Below are 17021 nucleotides of genomic sequence, written 5' to 3'. Positions count from 1 at the left end.
CTGTCCTTGTCCCGCTCCTTCTTGGCCTCGTCCTTGTCCTTTTCCGCCTCGGCCCTGTCCTTGTCCCGCTCCTTCTTGGCCTCGTCCTTGTCCTTTTCCGCCTCGGCCCTGTCCTTGTCCCGCTCCTTCTTGGCCTCGTCCTTGTCCTTGTCCGCCTCGGCCTTCGCATCCGCGTTCTTTTTATCCAGGTCTTTCTTCTCCTTGTTCGATTCCTCCTTTGCGGAGATATCCGAAAGAGAACGCTTATCCTTGTCAGTTATGGTGGCGTCAAACTCCAGGTGCGCTGCAGCAAAAGCTTTAGAAATGGCGACAATTGCCTCGGCCGCCGCCGGGATGAGGAAGTTCTGCGCAGAGCTGTCCCACCTGCGCACAGCCTCTGCGCCTATCTTCTTCCACGTCTCCATATCGCTGGGCGGTCCGTAGTGCGTGCCCTTGATCACAATGCTGTTCACGAACTCAGCCTTGGCCACGACCGCAGTTCTGTAGTAGTACGGCCCGCCTATCGAAGTGAAGTCAGTATTTTTGTACTGGGTATCGAAGAGTTCCAGGCGGGCATCCTGCAGCATGTCGTACAGCCAGCGCTGCGGGCTGCTCTCGTGCTTCCACGCCTGCCAGGCGTCGTAGAGTTTGCTCGCCTGGTTGTAGAGCACCCACTGAAGGTCGGCCAGGGCGCGAGCAGGCTGGGACGTCACCGCCTCATTGTCAATAGTGATGGCAGTGATGACGGAGGTTTTGTCGCCGTCACCCCTGATCTGGTCGGCGTATCCCTCATAATTTCTCGCCAGCTTATGGATGAGCGCCTTGAAAATAGCCGCCGAGGTACCGTCCCACGACTTACTGCCCTCACCGATGTCCTCGTTGTCCCAGTTGCCAACGGTGGTGGCGCTGTTCTCAAAGAATGTAACGACCCGGTCGAAAGTCTTGGCTGTCTCGGTGAAGGAGGCCAGGTCGACGTAGGCCTCGTCGCCCACCTTGATGTCTCGGTTTTTGAACCCGTGGGTGGAGTAGGGGGGCGTCATCAGTTCCCAGAGGGCGTTCATGGAACCGTGGACGTACTGGGCCAGGGGTTTGGTGTCCCAGTCGAGGGCCTCTCCCTCCTTGTTCCAGCCGCCCTTGTCCTTCAGGACCTTGCTCGTGTACGGGCCGCCCCCGACCACGTCCTGCCCACTCGGCGGCAGGCTCCCGACGGTGCCCAGGATGGTGATGTACGCCCGGTAGCGGTGCAGCTGTGTCCCATCTGACACGCTGTCCGCACTGTGGTGAGCGCCATAGAACGGAATGGTGTAGTCGGTGTTCCTCGTATGCCAGCCGCCCGAGCCCTCGAAGCCGGATGCCCACTCCGGACCGCCCACGTGATCCAGCCGAACGTGCATCAGCGGGATCCCGTCGTTCCCCGTGAGAGTGTTGAACAACAAATGCCGCTCCGGCACCAGGTAGCCGGTGAGCATGGCGACTACCTCTCTCCAGTTGTCAGTGGCATTGCCTGTGGGATTGGCTTCTTCGGCCATCACCGTGCTCCGCGAGGTCGTAGTAGAGGGGGCAACCGGGCGATTGCTTCAGACTGCCCTATTCCTCGTCGTCACCGGTATTGCCGAGGTCACTGTCGACGTCTTCGAAGATGTCCATGAAGTCCTCCGGGACGATGCCTTCCAGGTTTCCCCCCTGGACTTTTTCCAGCTGTTTGACAGTTTCCCGCAGTGCTTCCTCAAAATCCTCGAAGAGCACTGTCTGGTCGGTGATAATGCGAAGAATCTCGGTTGCCTCCTGCTGAATGACCGTGTTCACCTTGCCTCCGCCGGCCGCACTCTTCTCACCCGCCATGCCGCCGATGGTGAGCGGCTTCGTGGTGGAAATCGTAGTCGTCGTTTTCTCAGCATTGGCGATGAACGAGATCGCCCGACCCTCGCTCAGGCTGTCTTTGAGAATCGCTTCGAGGGTCGCTGCGAACGGTTCGATGTGGTTGCTGATGAACTTCGTCAGAAATGCGCTGTCAAGGACCGTGACATTGGCCACGTGGTTCCCCTTCCCTGCGGCGGCGGGGACCGGGGCGGTCCCGCACACCGGGTTTCTCCAGAGATCTGCGGTCAAGCGCCGGGCAGCGTCGGCTCAGCCGTTCCCGCCCGGCTCAACCCGCGCCGCCGGGCGCGGGGAGAGGCGGGAGACGGCCGTCTCGCCCGGTCAGCGACCGCCGATCCTGATGTCCGACCACCTCTGCGAGAGGCTCTGCTCGGTGTGCCGATAGTTGCCGGAGATCTCGGTGAGCAGGGCGGAGTGATTGGCGAGCAGCGTCTTGATGTTCGTGACGGCGCCGTCCCACTTCGCCTGCACCTCGTTGTAGACGTCCTTGTCGTCACCGATCCAGCTGTTCTTGAGCTCCGTCAGCTCCGATTCCAGGTTCTCGACGATGCTCATAATGGACTGCGACTTGGCGATCATGTCGTCCGCCGCGCCCTCGGCCTGGTTGTAGTCGACGTAGATATAACCGTCGGTGAAATCCATCAGAATCCTCAATTCGCCGCATGTACGGTGAGTGTGCGGTTACGGTCCGTGGGCGGGATCGTGCGCCTGCCGGTCAGGCGTTGGGGTTGGTGCCGCCCCCGACCGCGCCCGGGCCGTTGTACCCGTTGAGCTCGTCGAACACGGCCGTGGACCTCGTGTACTCCCCATCGATCGCCTCATTCGAGGAACCCTGCGCCAGACCGTGCTCCGTGAGGGTGGTGTTGAGCTCGTCGACCATCCGGTCCAGATTGATCAGGATGGTGTCGACATGCCCGTCCCACTGCTCAAGCAACCGCTTGAACTTCCCACCGTCCGCACCCTGGTAATGCGTGGCGAGAGTGTCCGCCGTGGACTGGACGTCCTGCTGACACCGCTGGACACCGCTGAACGCCTGCTCCAGCGCCATGATTCCGTTGCGTGTCGCGTGCTCTTCCGACTGCTGCATGGCCATGAGAGAACTTCCTTCCGGCGAAATTCACCGACCTGTGGGCCCATAGCACCCGTGGGCAGTCAAGGTGGCCCTGCGAGCACGCCGACTCGCCGGGACATGGGGTGGCCAGATGCTAAGCAGGCAGCAACTTGTTTGGCAATTGTCCCCCAACCCGCCACAGCAGCCCTGCCCTTGTCCCCGAATGCTCGATTGAGCAGGGGGCCGGAATTCAGACCGCTCACCTGAGCGCTGACGTGTTTTCAGGCGGAGATACCGGGCATTGCCTCCCTTTCCGCATCACGGTCGGATACACGGACTTAACAGGAGGTCACTGCGGAGAACCCAAAAGTTTCCCCACGGGAGGATCCACCGCGGGGCGACTTTTCCCGCATACCCGTTGTTTCTACGGACAGCGCAGCGTCACCCGCGCCTCTCCCGAGGAGGCCGCCTCCGGAGTGAGGTCCGGGCCGCTCGGCAGCATGGCCAGCATCGGCGACGGCATCGTCCGCTCCTCGGCACCCTCGTACCCCAGCGCCTTCACCCCTTCCTGGGACAGCAACCGGTACTTCACGCCCTCGTCCGTCACCAGGTAGGTGGTGTCGCCCAGTGCGCTGCCGCCCGCGCTCAACACCCGCACCAGCGCGCCCTTTCCGGCTCGCACGGCGATGGCGTCGACCTTCAGGCAGGCCGGCACGATCTCAGGGGCCGGTGGCTGCACGACCTGCGGCAGAGCGCTCTCGGGCAGCACGGACGTACCCACCCGTACGCCGCTCTCCGCGGAGTCGACGTCCGCGCACGCGACGGAGCCGACGGCGACCTCGACCGCCTTCGGCGGCTTCTCGGGCAGCTTCGCGGAGCTCGCCGCGGTGTCCTCGGAGCGCGGGGCGAGAGCCCCGGTCAGCGCGTCGGACCCGAGCCTCGCCACGGTCGCGGCGGCCCCCCCGTACGCCTTCGCGCGGGTCTGAGGGTCGCCCAGCAGCAGGGCCGCGCCAGTGGCCGTGAGCGGGACGAGTCCCTCCTGTCGCAGCACGTGGTACTGGGCAGTGGAGCCGGGTACGTCGACGAGGAAGAGCTGTCCGATCTTCGTGCTCCGGCCCGCCAGCGCGGGCCCCTGCGTGCCTCTGCCCGGCACATCGACCGGGGCCAGATCGGGTCCCTGGGGGAAGGCGTCGAGGAACGCCGCCGAAACGGGGCGGGGGGTGACGTTCCCGTACCCCAGCGTCTCAGCCGCGTTCGTCCGCCCGTCCAGGCGCAGCCGGCTGCCCTGCCAGAGCAGATACGTGGTTGAGCCGGGCCCGGCGACCAACAGGCCTTCCCCCTCGCCGAGTCGGCGCCCGCCCGGTACGTCCTTCGGCTCGTCCGTGCCGAGCGCGAGCGTGGTGGTCGCCATGACGACGCCCGTCGTCCTCGGGAGGACGCCGGAACACACCAGCCACGGCTTGCTGTCCAGATCACGGGTGGCCGGCAGCGCCTCGGGGCCGTCCGGGATGCCCAGCGGCGTCCCGTGCGGTGTGCCGGCGAGCGAGCCGGTGCCCACGGTCGTGACGCCGAGGGGTTTGCCGGCGATCAGCTGGGCCGACGCGTAGTTGCGTACGGGGCGCAGCCGACCGTCCAGATAGAGGTAGCGCGCGCCTGTCTGCTTGTCGACGATCAGGTTCTGCGAGGTGCGCCAGGAGTCGTTCCCGCCCGGCTTGATGAGCCCGAAGACAAAGGCCCCTGCGCACACCAGCAGGGCGATGAGCACGCCTATCACGGCACCGCGGTTGGTTCTGCCCAGGGGGCTCTCCGGCTCGTCGGGCTCGGCCCGCAGCATGGCCGAGGCAAGTCTCCCCATGACGAAGAGATGGGCCTGTACTTGGTCCCGTTTGCTGTGCATGGTTGCCCGTTCTTCCGATCAGCCGGTCAGCCGTTGATGCCGCGCAGCATGCCGTACACGCCCATCGACCAGAGCACCAGCGGCAGCATGCTGATGGCGGCGAGTGAGTGCAGCAGCTCGGCCGCGCGTCCCCAGTACGGCAGCAGCCGCCGCCCGGGCACGGTCCATGAGGCGATCGTGATCGTGGCCGCCAGGGCCAGCAGACCGGCCGTCAGGGTCAGCCGGTCCTCCGGGTCGAGGCCGTACGCCGCCACGAACAGCAGCAGGGCCGTGCCCCAGGCTCCGGCGGTGGTCAGCGCGAGCCGCTGCCAGACGTTGCCCAACCCCCTGCTGTGCAGCAGCAACAGCAACGACATGGTGACGACGGTGAGGACTCCCGGCAGGCCCGGCTCGGTCATGAGCACCGCGAGGCACGGCAGGCAGATCAGGCCGATGGCCATGTAGAAGGCGGTCATCCAGCCGTCCGCCAGCGTGGCGCGGGTCTCGACGTCCGAGGCGGGATACGGGTCGATGCCCTGCTGCAATTGCTGGACGTTGGTGGGCAGCGGCGGCATCCGCATGCCGGAGAGTTTGAACGACAGCGAGGGGACGAAGCCGCCGAACAGCACCACCACGACGGCGACCACACTGGCCGCCTGCTCCGGCGAGAGCTCCAGGATGATCAGGACGGCCCCGAGGGCTCCCGCCACGGCGACGGAGGCCGTGCCGAGGAACAGCGCCGGGTACACGCCGACCGCCGCCAGCGCGAGCACCACCGCGCCGCCGCCGGCGGCGGAGGCCGCCAGCAGCCGCGCGCCCAGCACTGCGTCGCCCCCGGCGCCGCCCAGCTCCCCGCCGGGCAGCAGCCAGCCCGCCAGCGCGAAGTAGGGGCCCGCCATGAGGCCGAGCACCGAACCCGCTCCGGCGTCGCCGACGGCACGGGCCGCCGAGCCGGCCCCGGCGAGCAGCAGCAGTCCGGCGGCAGCGGCGGCCAGTGCCCGCAGCCAGCCGGGCGAGCCCGGCAGGGCCAGGAAGACGAGGCCCAGCGTGAGGGTGGCGACGGCCAGACCGCGCAGCAGACGTCTGCCGGCTTCCGGGCTCCAACCGTGCGGCCGTTGCCGCATGGTGGTGTAAATGCCGTCGACCAGGTCGTCGAGGTGGACCTCGGGGAGCGCTTCGGCCCGTGGCCGCAGAGAAAGGGCCTCGCCGTCACGCAGGCCGAGGGAGTCCAAGGTACTCTCGGGGTCGAGCGGTGGGCCGCCGAGACGTTGCAGTACCCAACCGCCGTGCTCCAGGCCGGACTCCTCCAGGTCCTCGCCTCCGTAGCTGACAACTGTGGGCAGCAGGTCGGCGACGGAGACATCGGAGGGCACAGCCAGGTCGATGGTCCTGGACGGAGCACGTACGGTGACGCGGCACAGATTTGCCGTCTTAGTTTCAGTCATGGGCTTCGGGTTCACGCTTTCCGCTGACATGTGACGGGAAGTCGGGCGTGGTACGCGCCGACGCGTTCGGTGATCCGCCGGTCCCTTTCGCAACACCGCTGAAGAACACAGCGTGCCACAGCGCCCATTCGGGAAGATCGGCGGCGGCACGCGAGACTCTACTTCATCCGCAATGCAAGCCATCTCGCTTCCCCGCCGCCGACCGCGAACCCTTACGCGCGACGATTGTGCCGGTAACCACCGGCTCCCTCCGCGTCGTTGTCACGGAATTGTTCGGAATCACCGAGGAGAGCATTCGTTGAGCGTGATCCTGTTCCGCCGGCCGGCCCGCCGCAGAGGCCCGGAATTGCCGTCCGGAGAACTGAGCCTTCAGGAGCCGCCGACACTTCCCGAAGTCGTGCCGGACAGTTCCGCGGTATGGACCTACTTGCCGATGGCCCTGATGTCCATCTCCATGATGCTGATGTTCATGCGGCCCGGTATGGCGAAGTCCAGCGGCGGTTTCATCTATATCGCGCTGGGCGTGATGGTGATCGCCTCCGCGGGCATGATGATCGGTCAGGTGATGAAGCGCAACGCCGAGCGCAAGCAGCGGACGAAGGGCGACCGCCGCGACTACCTGCGCTATCTGCGCCAGACACGGCGCACGGTGCGGGGATCCATCGTCGATCAGCAGCGCGCCCTCTCCTGGCGCCACCCCGAGCCCGACGCGCTGTCGTCCTTCGTGCGCTCCACCCGGCTGTGGGAGCGCCGGACGTCCGACGAGGACTTCGGGGAGGTCCGGATAGCCGTCGGCGACCAGCGCCTGGCGATGAAGCTGACCCCGTTGTCGACCAAGCCCGTCGAGGACCTCGACCCCCTGGCCGCGCACGCGCTGCGCAGCTTCACCCGGGCCTATTCGACCGTACGCGACCAGCCCATCGCGATCTATCTGCGCGCCTGGTCGAAGGTGCTCTTCCGCGGTGACGAGGAGCGGATACGCGGTCTGGTGCGCGGTCTGCTCGGTCAGCTGGCGGTCTTCCACTCCCCCGACGACCTGTGGATCGCGCTGTGCGTGTCGGACGAGCGGCGGTCCGAGTGGGAGTGGGCGAAGTGGCTCCCGCACAGCCTCCACCGGTACGAGGAGGACGGCGCGGGCCCGACTCGTATGATCACCTCCGCCTTCAACGAGCTGGAGAATCTGCTCGGCGCCGAGTTCCAGGAGCGTCCGGGCGCCGACCCCGACGCGGCCCCCGGGCGGGAGGAGCCCTACACGGTCATCGTGATCGACGGCTGCGCCCTGCCCGCGGGCCACCGTTTCGACGGGCCCGGGTTCCGCAACGCGGTCGTACTCGACATCACGGGGTCTCTCGCCTGGAAGCCAGGGCGTACCACCCTGCGTCTGGAGGTGGACGAGGACAGCGTCGCGCTGGTGCGCACCGACCGTGACCGCAAGGAGCAGTCGACGGTGCTCGGCAGGCCTGACAGGTTCGGACCGGTGGGGGCGCTGGCACTCGCCCGGCTGCTCGCGCCCTACCGGATGAGCGTGGGCGGCGGCGACGACTCCAAGCCGTTCTCCAACGACGTCGAGCTGACCGCGCTCTTGAACATTCCCGATCTGCACCTGCACGAGCCGGCCTCGCTCTGGGAGCGGTACACCGGCAGCGCCCGGCTCCGGGTCCCCATCGCGGTCAGCGGCGAGGGGCGGCCCGTGGAGCTGGACATCAAGGAGTCCGCGCAGGGCGGTACGGGACCGCACGGCATGCTCATCGGCGCCACCGGCTCCGGCAAGAGCGAGCTGCTGCGCACGCTCGTCCTGTCCCTCGCCCTCACCAACTCCTCCGAGACGCTGAACTTCATCCTCGTCGACTTCAAGGGCGGCGCCACTTTCCTGGGCCTCGACGAGCTGCCGCACACCTCCGCGGTCATCACCAACCTCGCCGACGAGGTGTCGCTGGTCGCCCGTATGCAGGACGCCCTGCACGGCGAGCTGATTCGCCGTCAGGAACTGTTGCGCGCCGCGGGCAACTACACCTCCGCCCTGGAGTACGAGAAGGCGCGGCAGTCCGGGGTCCCGCTGGCGCCGCTGCCCAGCCTGTTCGTCGTGGTCGACGAGTTCAGCGAACTACTCTCGGCGCACCGCGACTTCATGGAGCTGTTCGTCATGATCGGCCGGCTCGGGCGCTCGCTCGGGGTGCATCTGCTGCTCGCCTCGCAGCGGCTCGACGAGGGCCGTATGCACCAGCTGGAGAGCCATCTGTCGTACCGGATCGGTCTGCGCACCTTCTCCGCGATGGAGAGCCGCGGTGTGCTGGGCGTGCCGGACGCCTATGAACTGCCCGGTCAGCCGGGCGCCGGTTTCCTCAAGAGCGGTGTCGACGCGCTGACGCGGTTCCGTGCCGCGTATGTCTCGGGCCCGTACCAGCGCCGCCGCGCCGTCGTCCAGGCGCAGGTGGCGCGCCAGGTGGTGCCGTGGACGGCGGACTGGGTGGTGCCGCGCGCGCCCGCGGACCCGGACGGCACGGGCGGGGGCGGCGAGGAGGAACCGGAGCCGGAGGGCGCCGACGAGGACACCGGCGAGACCCTGCTGTCGGTGGCGCTGGACCGGCTGCGCGGCTCGGGGCCGCCCGCCCACCAGGTGTGGCTGCCGCCGCTCTCCGACCCGTCCACCCTGGACCAGATCCTGCCTCCGCTGGCACCCGATCGGCGGTACGGCCTGACCACGGCCGACTGGCCGCTGCGGGGCAGGCTCACCGTACCGGTGGGCATTGTGGACCGGCCGTTCGACCAGCTCCGTGATCTGCTGACGGTGGACCTGTCGGCGGCCGGGGGCCATGTGGCCATCGCCGGCGGTCCGCAGAGCGGCAAGAGCACCCTGCTGAGGACGCTCATCACCGCGCTCGCGCTCACCCACACCCCGCGCGAAGTGCAGTTCTACTGCCTGGACTTCGGCGGCGGCACCCTCGCCGCCCTCGCCGAGCTGCCCCATATGAGCGGGGTGGCGGCACGCGTGGACGCCGAGCGGGTGGGCCGTACGATCGCCGAGGTCAGCACGCTGCTCAGCAAGCGGGAGCGGTTCTTCCTCGAAGAGGGCATCGACTCCATGCCCACGTACCGCAGGCGGCGGGCGGCGGGCGAGTTCCCCGACGAGGCGCACGGCGACATCTTCCTGGTGATCGACGGCTGGTCCACGGTGCGCCAGGACTTCGACCGGCATCTTCCCACCTTCAACGCGCTGGCCGCCCGCGGTCTCAACTACGGCGTCCATCTGCTGATCACCACGGCGCGGTGGGTGGAGCTGTCGTCCTCCGTGCGCGACCAGACCGGCACCCGGCTGGAGCTGCGGATGGGTGACCCGATGGACTCCCAGATCGACTCCCGCAAGGCGGCGACGATTCCGCGCAGCCCCGGCCGGGGCCTGACGCCCGAGAAGCTGCACTATCTGGCGGCGCTGCCGCGCGTGGACGGGGTCGAGGACGCCGACGACCTCGCCGACGGCGTCGCCGGTCTTGTCTCCGCGATCAGCGAGAACTGGACGGGCCCGACCGCGCCGCGGGTACGGATGCTGCCGACCAGTCTGCCCCTCGCCGAGCTCCCCGCGCCTGCGGGCGACAACGGCCTGCGGATCGCCATCGGCCTGGACGAGAACGAACTCGCGCCGGTGTGGCACGACTTCTCCGAGAACCCGCACATGATCGTGGTGGGCGACAGCGAGTGCGGCAAGACCAATCTGCTGCGGGTGATCGCCAAGGGCATCACCGAGCGGTACACACCCGCCGAGGCCCGCATCATGACGGTGGACTACCGCCGGGAGCTGGTGGAGGCCGTCCCCGAGGAGTACCGGCTCGGACACGCCGTGTCCATGGACATACTCAAGGACCTCGTGGACGGGGTGGCCAGGGCGGTCAGGCAGCGGGTCCCGGGGGAGGACATCGCCCCGTCGCGGATGAGGCTGGGCGACTGGTGGTCGGGGCCGAGGCTGTTCATCCTGGTCGACGACTACGACATGATCGGCAGCGGTCCCATGGCGCAGCCGTTCGCCCCCCTGCTCGACCATCTCGCGCTGGGCCACGAGGTCGGCCTGCACATGATCGTGGCACGTTCCTCCGCGGGCGCGGGGCGTGGTCTCAACGAGGCGCTGCTGCGCAGGCTCCTGGAGGTCAACACGCCGGGCCTGCTGATGTCCTGCCCGCCGAGTGAGGGGTATCTCTTCGGCAGTGTGAAGGGTCGCGAGCTGATCCCGGGACGGGCCGTGCGCATCGCACGGCGCAAGTCACTTCAGATACAAACCCCGCTGGGGGACGAGCGCTGATGTCCCCCACGTGGTACGCGGTACGGTCCGCCCCGGCCCGGACCCCGGCAGGCACCCGGCTCCCGGTGGCCCTACTGCCCGGCGGAAGCATCCTCCGGCCTGCGGCCGGGCGGCATCCAGCCCCTGGCCCGGCCGCGCGGAAGCACCACGGCCAGGGCCCCCACCAGCAGGACGACCATCAGTCCCCCGCCGGCGATTGCCAGGCCCCGGTTCAGGGGGCCGGGGTCGGCGGGCTCGGGCAGATGCGCGGGGACGGCCTCCGCGTACTGCGGCTTGTTCTGCTCCGGAACGAGGGACAGCGCGGCATAGGGGTCGAGCCTTGGGGTGTCCGCCGGATAGGCGGTCGCGAGCAGCTTCCGGGTGACCTCCGCCGCGGTCAGTTCGGGCTGGTACGCCCGTACGAGTGCGGCGGCCCCCGCCGTACCGGCCGCGGCCAGCGACGCGCCGGAGCCGATGTAGTGACCGGAGCCGCCCGGCCCGGCGCTGACCATGGAGCTGCCGGGCGCCGACAGATCCGGCTCGTGGGCGGGCGGAGCGCTCGCCTGCCGTACGCCGTTGGGGCCGAAGTCCACGACGGCCAGCACGCCCGGCACGGCCGCCGGCCAGTACGGGCCCTTCGGCATCACGTTGTTGGGCCCGAGTTCCTCCTTGGGCACGGCGTCCGGGGCGGCGGGGGCGACCACGAGCGCGTCGCGCTCCGTGGCGTGGGCGACGGCGGCGGTGAGCTCCGCCATTCCCGTACGCAGGGTGTGGCCGACGTAGATGACCTGCGCGCCCCGGTCCGCCGCCGTACGAATGCCGAGGGCGACGAGCGCCGGGGACGGCACACCGCGGTCGTCGGTCCCCCGCAGGGCGACGATCGCGGCCTTGGGGGCGATCCCGGTGATTCCGCTGCCCTTCTCCGGGGCGGCGGCGATGAGACCCGCGGCGAAGGTGCCGTGGCCCACGCAGTCCTCGCCCGCCCCGCCGACGGCCGTCACCCGGCCGGCCAGGCTCGGCACACCGGCGGCGACACCGGTGTCGACCACCGCGACGGTCACGCCGGCTCCCTGGGAGATCCGCTGGGCCCGCGCAAGACCGAGAGCTGTCTGCGACCACGCCGCTCCGGTGGCCGTCTCCTGGGAGGGCTCGGTGCACGGGTTGTCCTTGCCGAGGCGCAGCGGCAGCGGCGGCAGCAGCGTGGCTCCCGGGTCGCCGGTCGGAGCCGCCGACGGCCCGTCCTGCGCGGCGAAGGCGGGCGCGCAGGCGACTGGCAGGATGACCGTGAAAGCCAGCACGAGGCCCGCATACCTGTATTTCATGGTGCTTCGCATTATCACATGATATGTGGATGCCATACTCAGGTGCACGCACTGGGCAGGCCAAAGACCCAGAAATACCAGGAGGTTTGAGGCGCGTGGCACGGCAAATACTCACGGTCTGCCCGGAACGGACGGACAGTTTTCCGACGATCGGTGAGGCACTGGCCCAGGCGCGCACCGGCGCGGTGATCCGGGTGCGCCCCGGGCGCTACGCCGAGAATCTCGTCATCAGGAACCGGGTGACGATCGTCGCCGAGGGCGAGCCCGGCGCTGTCGAGATCTGCCCGCGCGCCGGCACCGCCGTCAGCCTCATGGCCGACGCGGTCATGCTCAGCGGTCTGACCCTGCGCGGACGCGACAAGGAGCTGGCGGTCGTGGACATACCGGCCGGCCAGGCCGCCCTCGACGGATGCTCCGTGACGGGTTCAGGGTGGACAGCCCTGCTGGTCCGCGGCAAGGGCTCGCTGGCCGCCCGCGGCTGCCGGATCAGCAATCCCGGCGGTGCCGGGATCGTCGACTCCTCGGAGACCGAAAGCATCATCGAGGACTGCGTCTTCGAGAACTTCGGCACCTCCGCGGTGGTGATCGGCGAGAGCGCCCGGCCCCTCATCCGCGACTGCAAGATACGTGGCGCGCGGGCCAACGGCGTCCTCGCCAGCGGTGAGTCCGGGGGCACCATCGACAGCTGCGACATCTCCGGCACCGACAAGCCCGCCATCGCCCTGGAGGGCCACAGCTCGACCCGGGTCCTGCGCTCCACCGTCCACCACACCTCGGTGGGCCTGCTCGTGACCAGCCTGTCGCGCCCCGAGATCGAGGAGACCTCGTTCGAGTCCATGGCCCAGAGCGCCATCGTCATCTCGGGCGGGGCCGACCCGCTGCTGCGCCGCTGTGTCACCCGGCGCACCAAGCACAGCGGACTGCTCGTCCTCGACCGCTCGCGCGGAAACCTGGAGGGGTGCGAGTTCCACACCTCGGCGCAGCCCGCCATCCGGGTCGTCGAGGGCAGCTCTCCCCTGCTGAGGGACACGGTGGTGAGCGACTGCGCCGACACCACCGGGGCGGTGCTGCTGGCCGACAACTCCACGGCCGAGTTCGAGCGCCTGGACGTACTGGACGCGGCCGGGGTCGGCATCTCCATACGCTCCTCCGCCAACCCCCTGCTGCGCCACACCAGGGTCATCGGGGCGGGCGGCCACGGCATCGAGATCACCGACGACGGCCGCGGCCGTCTTGAGCACTGCGAGATCGAGTCCGCGGGCGGCTGCGCGCTGAGCGTCGACGACGACGCGGACCCCGAGATCAGCGACACCGTGCTGCGCTCCGCCGCCCGTTCGGGCGTCATCATCGGCGAGCGCGGACGGGGAACCCTGCGGGACTGCGAGATCAGCGACAGCGCCGACTCGGGTGTCAATATCCGCGACGGCGGCGAAGTCGCGCTGGACCGGGTCCGGGTGAGCGGATCGAAGGCCCACGGCATCCAGGTGGCGCACGGCGGCCGGGCCTCGCTCACCGCCTGCGAGATCACCGGGAGCACGGGCGACGGCGTACGGGTCGACAGCGCCGAGCCGGTCCACCTCAACCGCTGCGTGGTGCGCGACAACCGCGGTTCGGGGCTGCGGCAGAGCCGCGGCGGCGACCGGCTCTCGGTCGAGTTCCTGACCAGCGCCGACAACGGCGCGGCGGACAGCTGGGGCGAGAATGCCGAGCTGACGGGCGAGAGCGGGGCCCCGGGCGGCCGGTCCGAGAAGGGCTCCGCGCCACAGACCCCGCTGGACGATCTGGAAGCGCTCATCGGCCTGCAGAACGTCAAGCACCAGGTGAACACGCTGGTCAACCTCAACCAGCTCGCGGAACGCCGCCGCCGGCTCGGCATGCCGGTCCCTTCGATGAGCCGCCATCTGATCTTCTCCGGGCCGCCCGGCACCGGAAAGACCACCGTCGCCCGGCTGTACGGGAGCATCCTCGCGGACCTGGGCGTTCTGCGGAGCGGGCATCTGGTCGAGGTCGCCCGCGCCGATCTGGTGGCCCAGATCATCGGCGGTACGGCCATCAAGACCACCGAGGCCTTCAACAGCGCGCTGGGAGGCGTGCTGTTCATCGACGAGGCCTACACCCTCACCCCCGAGGGATCGTCCAACGACTTCGGCCGCGAGGCCGTCGACACCATCCTGAAACTCATGGAAGACCACCGCGACGACGTGGTCGTGGTGGCGGCCGGATACTCCGAGCAGATGGAGTCGTTCCTGTCCGCCAACCCGGGGCTGGCCTCCCGTTTCACCCGCACCATCGAGTTCGGCAACTACGCGGTGGACGAGCTGGTGACCATCACCGAGAGCATGTGCGGCCGGCACCAGTTCGAACTTGGGCCGCTGACCCGGGAGGCGCTGACCGTACGCTTCGAGGGGATGACGCGCGACGCCTCCTTCGGCAACGGCCGGGCGGCCCGCGGGGTCTTCGAGGACATGGTGGACCGGCAGTCGTTCCGGCTCGCGTCCATGGCGGACCCTGACGAGAACGACCTGACGCTGCTGCTGCCGCAGGACGTCGGGGACGCGGAGGCGGCAGCCGTCGACGGAACACCGCAGAGTGCGGACGACTCGGCCGACCCGATGGCCGAGCTGACGGCCATGGTGGGTCTCGGGGCGGTGAAGCGGGAGGTGACCGATCTGGTCAGTCTGCTGTCCAACGCCCGGCAGCGGGTCGCGGCGGGGCTGCCCAGCCCCAGGATCAGCAACCATCTGGTCTTCACCGGGCCTCCCGGCACCGGAAAGACCACCGTCGCCCGGCTGTACGCCAAGCTCCTGCACTCGCTGGGGGTGCTGCCCCGCGCCGGCCTGGTGGAAGTGGCCCGCGCCGACCTGGTGGGCCAGTACATCGGGCACACCGCTCAGCGCACCAAGGAGGTCTTCAACAGCGCGCTGGGAGGCGTGCTGTTCATCGACGAGGCCTACACCCTCACCCCCGAGGGATCGTCCAACGACTTCGGCCGCGAGGCCGTCGACACCATCCTGAAACTCATGGAGGACCACCGCGACGAGGTCGTGGTCATCGTCGCCGGATACACCGAGGAGATGGAGCGCTTCCTCGCGTCCAACCCCGGGCTGGCCTCCCGGTTCTCCAAGTATGTGCAGTTCGAGGACTACAGCACGGAGGAACTGGTCACCATCGTCTCCCGGCACGCCACCGCGTCCGGTTACGAGTGCGGCGCCGATACTCTCGCGACGCTGCGCGCCCATGTGGACGCGATCCCCCGGGACCGCTCCTTCGGCAACGCCCGGCTCGCCCGCCAGCTGCTGGAGACCATGATGACCAGCCAGGCCCGTCGGCTCGGCGGGCTTCAGTCGCCCCGCCTCGCCGACCTCACCACGCTGCTTCCCGAAGATCTGCCGTACGGGGACCGCCCCTAACAGCGCCGACAAGCCGCCCTGTAAAGCCTGTAAAGCCTGTAAAGAAAGACGCCCGCCGGGAAGGCCGATCCGGCGGGCGTTTTCGTCGCTGGTCATGTACGCGGCGTTCCGTCACGCGTCGACCGGGCGAACGGCATCACACGGTGAACCTGACGGCTTCGAGCCAGTACGCGTTCTCCAGGCTCCCGCCGAAAATGAAATTCTCACCGCCGGGGTTGTCACATTTCAGGCCCCCCCATCCCCTGATGTTCAGGTGCGCGTTCTGGCAGATAACCTTCGAACCGACATTGATCGCGAAGCCCCCCAGGTTCGGGGCCCCTTTCGTGGCGTTTCCGAGGTAGAGGTCGCCGCCGTCGCGCGCGGACGTCCAGTCCTTTTTATATCCCTGTGCCTGGGTCCATGCGGTGGCCGCCGTACCGTTGGTTCCGGACACGGCGATGTTGAGGGCCTGGATGGGGCGATTCTGTCCCGTCGTGCCCGCTGTGCCGCCATCGCATACCGCGCGCTGCCAGCCGATGTCCTTGACATAGGCCCGGTAGCAGATGTGCCGGCCCGGGTTCTGCGTGGCCAGCTGCATGACAGCGAGCGACGCGGTGTTCGGCGGGGGCTTGTACGTCTCCTCCTTCGCAGGCGTCGATTTGACCACCGGCGCTTCGGCCTTGTTCTGCGCCGGGGGCGCCGGGGGCGGCGGGGGAACGACAGTCGGAGCCGAACTCGCCGGCGCGGCCTTGGCCTTGGCCTTCGCCTCGGCGGAGGGCTTCGCGGTCGTCGGCTGCGCTGTGGGTTTCGCCGGGGCGTAGTCGCCCGGCGGCGCGTTCAGAGGTTCATCGTTGAGCATGGTGTCGGAATTGGCGGCCGCCGACACGGTGTCTTTCTTCTTCTCGGAGTCGTCCGTGGCCCAGATCAGCAGCGGCACGGCCAGAAGGACCACGCCCGCGATGCCCGCGGCCGCGAGCAGCGGCTTCTTCGGGTTCCCGGAGGGCGGTTCGCCCTCCCCCCGCGCGGCTCCGTCACCGGAGGCCTCGCCCGCTGAGGCCGCGGCTGCGGCTGCGGCCCGGGCGTCCGGGGCAGCCGCGCCCGCGGCCGACGCCTGCGCCCGGCTGCTCGCGCCCGCGCCCGCTGCCGCCGCGGGCTGCTGCTGCCGCGAGGCCGCCGCGCCGGTAGCCGCGCCTGCCTCCGCTTCGCCCTCTGTCGTACCGCTCGTGGCGGCGGGCTGCGCGGGCACGGTCGCCGTCCCACCCGACGAGACGTCCGGTCGCGGCCGTACCGGCTCCTCGCCCGCACTCCGCGCCGCGTTGGCGGACGGCGGCGTGGCAGGTGCAAGGAGCCCGCCCGGGTCCGCTCCCACGGACCCCAGCGCGACCGACCTGCGGACCGACGGCCCGCCCGTGGCGACCGACGGATCCCCGCTCCCTGGAGCCGAGGAACCCGGCGACGATCCATCGGGGGAGGATCGGTTCTGGCGACTTGTCATCATTCTCCTTTGCCTTGTACGTGTAAGTGGTGCGGTCCCGGGCTGCCCGGGGTGTTCTCTGAACGCACGCCGGGCCGGGGCGTGTTGTGGAAGTCCCTCCCCTTGGGCTGCGTCCGGTGGGGGTCCCTGGGGCTAGCTCCCGTGCGCGGCTACGGGGGAGAAGCCAGCGGGACCCCCTGGCTTCGCCACGCCTGACGCGCACTCGCCCAGCACCGCTGGGTGGAGGTCCGGCGAAGCCAGGGTGAGGCCCCCACCGCCTTGCGATGGCACGCACCGGACGCCGCAGGGTCCGCCCTGCGGGCGGACTGGGGGTCCC

10 protein-coding genes are annotated in these 17021 nt (G+C 69.1%); 2 read left to right on the top strand and 8 right to left on the bottom strand.

Annotated features, from left to right (window positions below; all coding sequences use genetic code 11):
• From ACIHCQ_RS23630 to eccD, 6 genes are all read right to left on the bottom strand, one after another.
• Positions 1–1508, bottom strand: a 1508-nt coding sequence (locus tag ACIHCQ_RS23630; protein WP_399665612.1) for an AAWKG family protein, incomplete at its 3' end; no start/stop codon positions are given.
• A 58-nt stretch (positions 1509–1566) separates the two neighbouring features.
• Positions 1567–2013 (bottom strand): type VII secretion system-associated protein, encoded by a 447-nt coding sequence (locus ACIHCQ_RS23625; RefSeq protein ID WP_399665609.1) that lies wholly within the window; start codon positions 2011–2013, stop codon positions 1567–1569.
• A gap of 165 nt (positions 2014–2178) precedes the next feature.
• Positions 2179–2499 carry a WXG100 family type VII secretion target gene (locus ACIHCQ_RS23620; protein WP_399665606.1) on the bottom strand — a complete coding sequence of 107 codons (321 nt, stop codon included), beginning with the start codon at positions 2497–2499 and terminating at the stop codon, positions 2179–2181.
• Positions 2500–2572: 73 nt separating this feature from the next.
• Positions 2573–2950: a hypothetical protein gene (locus ACIHCQ_RS23615; protein ID WP_399665604.1), complete on the bottom strand. Its 378-nt coding sequence runs from the start codon at positions 2948–2950 to the stop codon at positions 2573–2575.
• 382 nt (positions 2951–3332) lie between these two features.
• Entirely contained in the window at positions 3333–4805 is a 1473-nt protein-coding gene (gene eccB, locus ACIHCQ_RS23610; RefSeq protein WP_399665601.1) for a type VII secretion protein EccB, read from the bottom strand.
• 26 nt (positions 4806–4831) lie between these two features.
• Positions 4832–6229 (bottom strand): type VII secretion integral membrane protein EccD, encoded by a 1398-nt coding sequence (eccD, locus tag ACIHCQ_RS23605; RefSeq protein WP_399665598.1) that lies wholly within the window; start codon positions 6227–6229, stop codon positions 4832–4834.
• A gap of 298 nt (positions 6230–6527) precedes the next feature.
• On the opposite strand from eccD, the gene eccCa reads away from it, so the two are divergent.
• Positions 6528–10520: a type VII secretion protein EccCa gene (gene eccCa, locus ACIHCQ_RS23600; protein WP_399665595.1), complete on the top strand. Its 3993-nt coding sequence runs from the start codon at positions 6528–6530 to the stop codon at positions 10518–10520.
• 71 nt (positions 10521–10591) lie between these two features.
• On the opposite strand, the gene ACIHCQ_RS23595 is transcribed toward eccCa, so the two are convergent.
• Positions 10592–11833: a S8 family serine peptidase gene (locus ACIHCQ_RS23595; RefSeq protein WP_399665592.1), complete on the bottom strand. Its 1242-nt coding sequence runs from the start codon at positions 11831–11833 to the stop codon at positions 10592–10594.
• A gap of 83 nt (positions 11834–11916) precedes the next feature.
• Here ACIHCQ_RS23595 and ACIHCQ_RS23590 point away from each other — a divergent pair, with 83 nt between their 5' ends.
• Entirely contained in the window at positions 11917–15231 is a 3315-nt protein-coding gene (locus ACIHCQ_RS23590) for a right-handed parallel beta-helix repeat-containing protein (protein WP_399665589.1), read from the top strand.
• 136 nt (positions 15232–15367) lie between these two features.
• On the opposite strand, the gene ACIHCQ_RS23585 is transcribed toward ACIHCQ_RS23590, so the two are convergent.
• Positions 15368–16579, bottom strand: coding sequence for a hypothetical protein (locus ACIHCQ_RS23585; protein WP_399665587.1), 1212 nt, complete (start codon positions 16577–16579; stop codon positions 15368–15370).
• Between the last annotated feature and the right edge of the window lie 442 nt (positions 16580–17021).

It is taken from the genome of Streptomyces sp. NPDC052236, assembly GCF_044548015.1.
In the GTDB taxonomy this organism is placed as follows: domain Bacteria; phylum Actinomycetota; class Actinomycetes; order Streptomycetales; family Streptomycetaceae; genus Streptomyces.
This window is presented reverse-complemented; position numbering and strand designations above follow the sequence as displayed.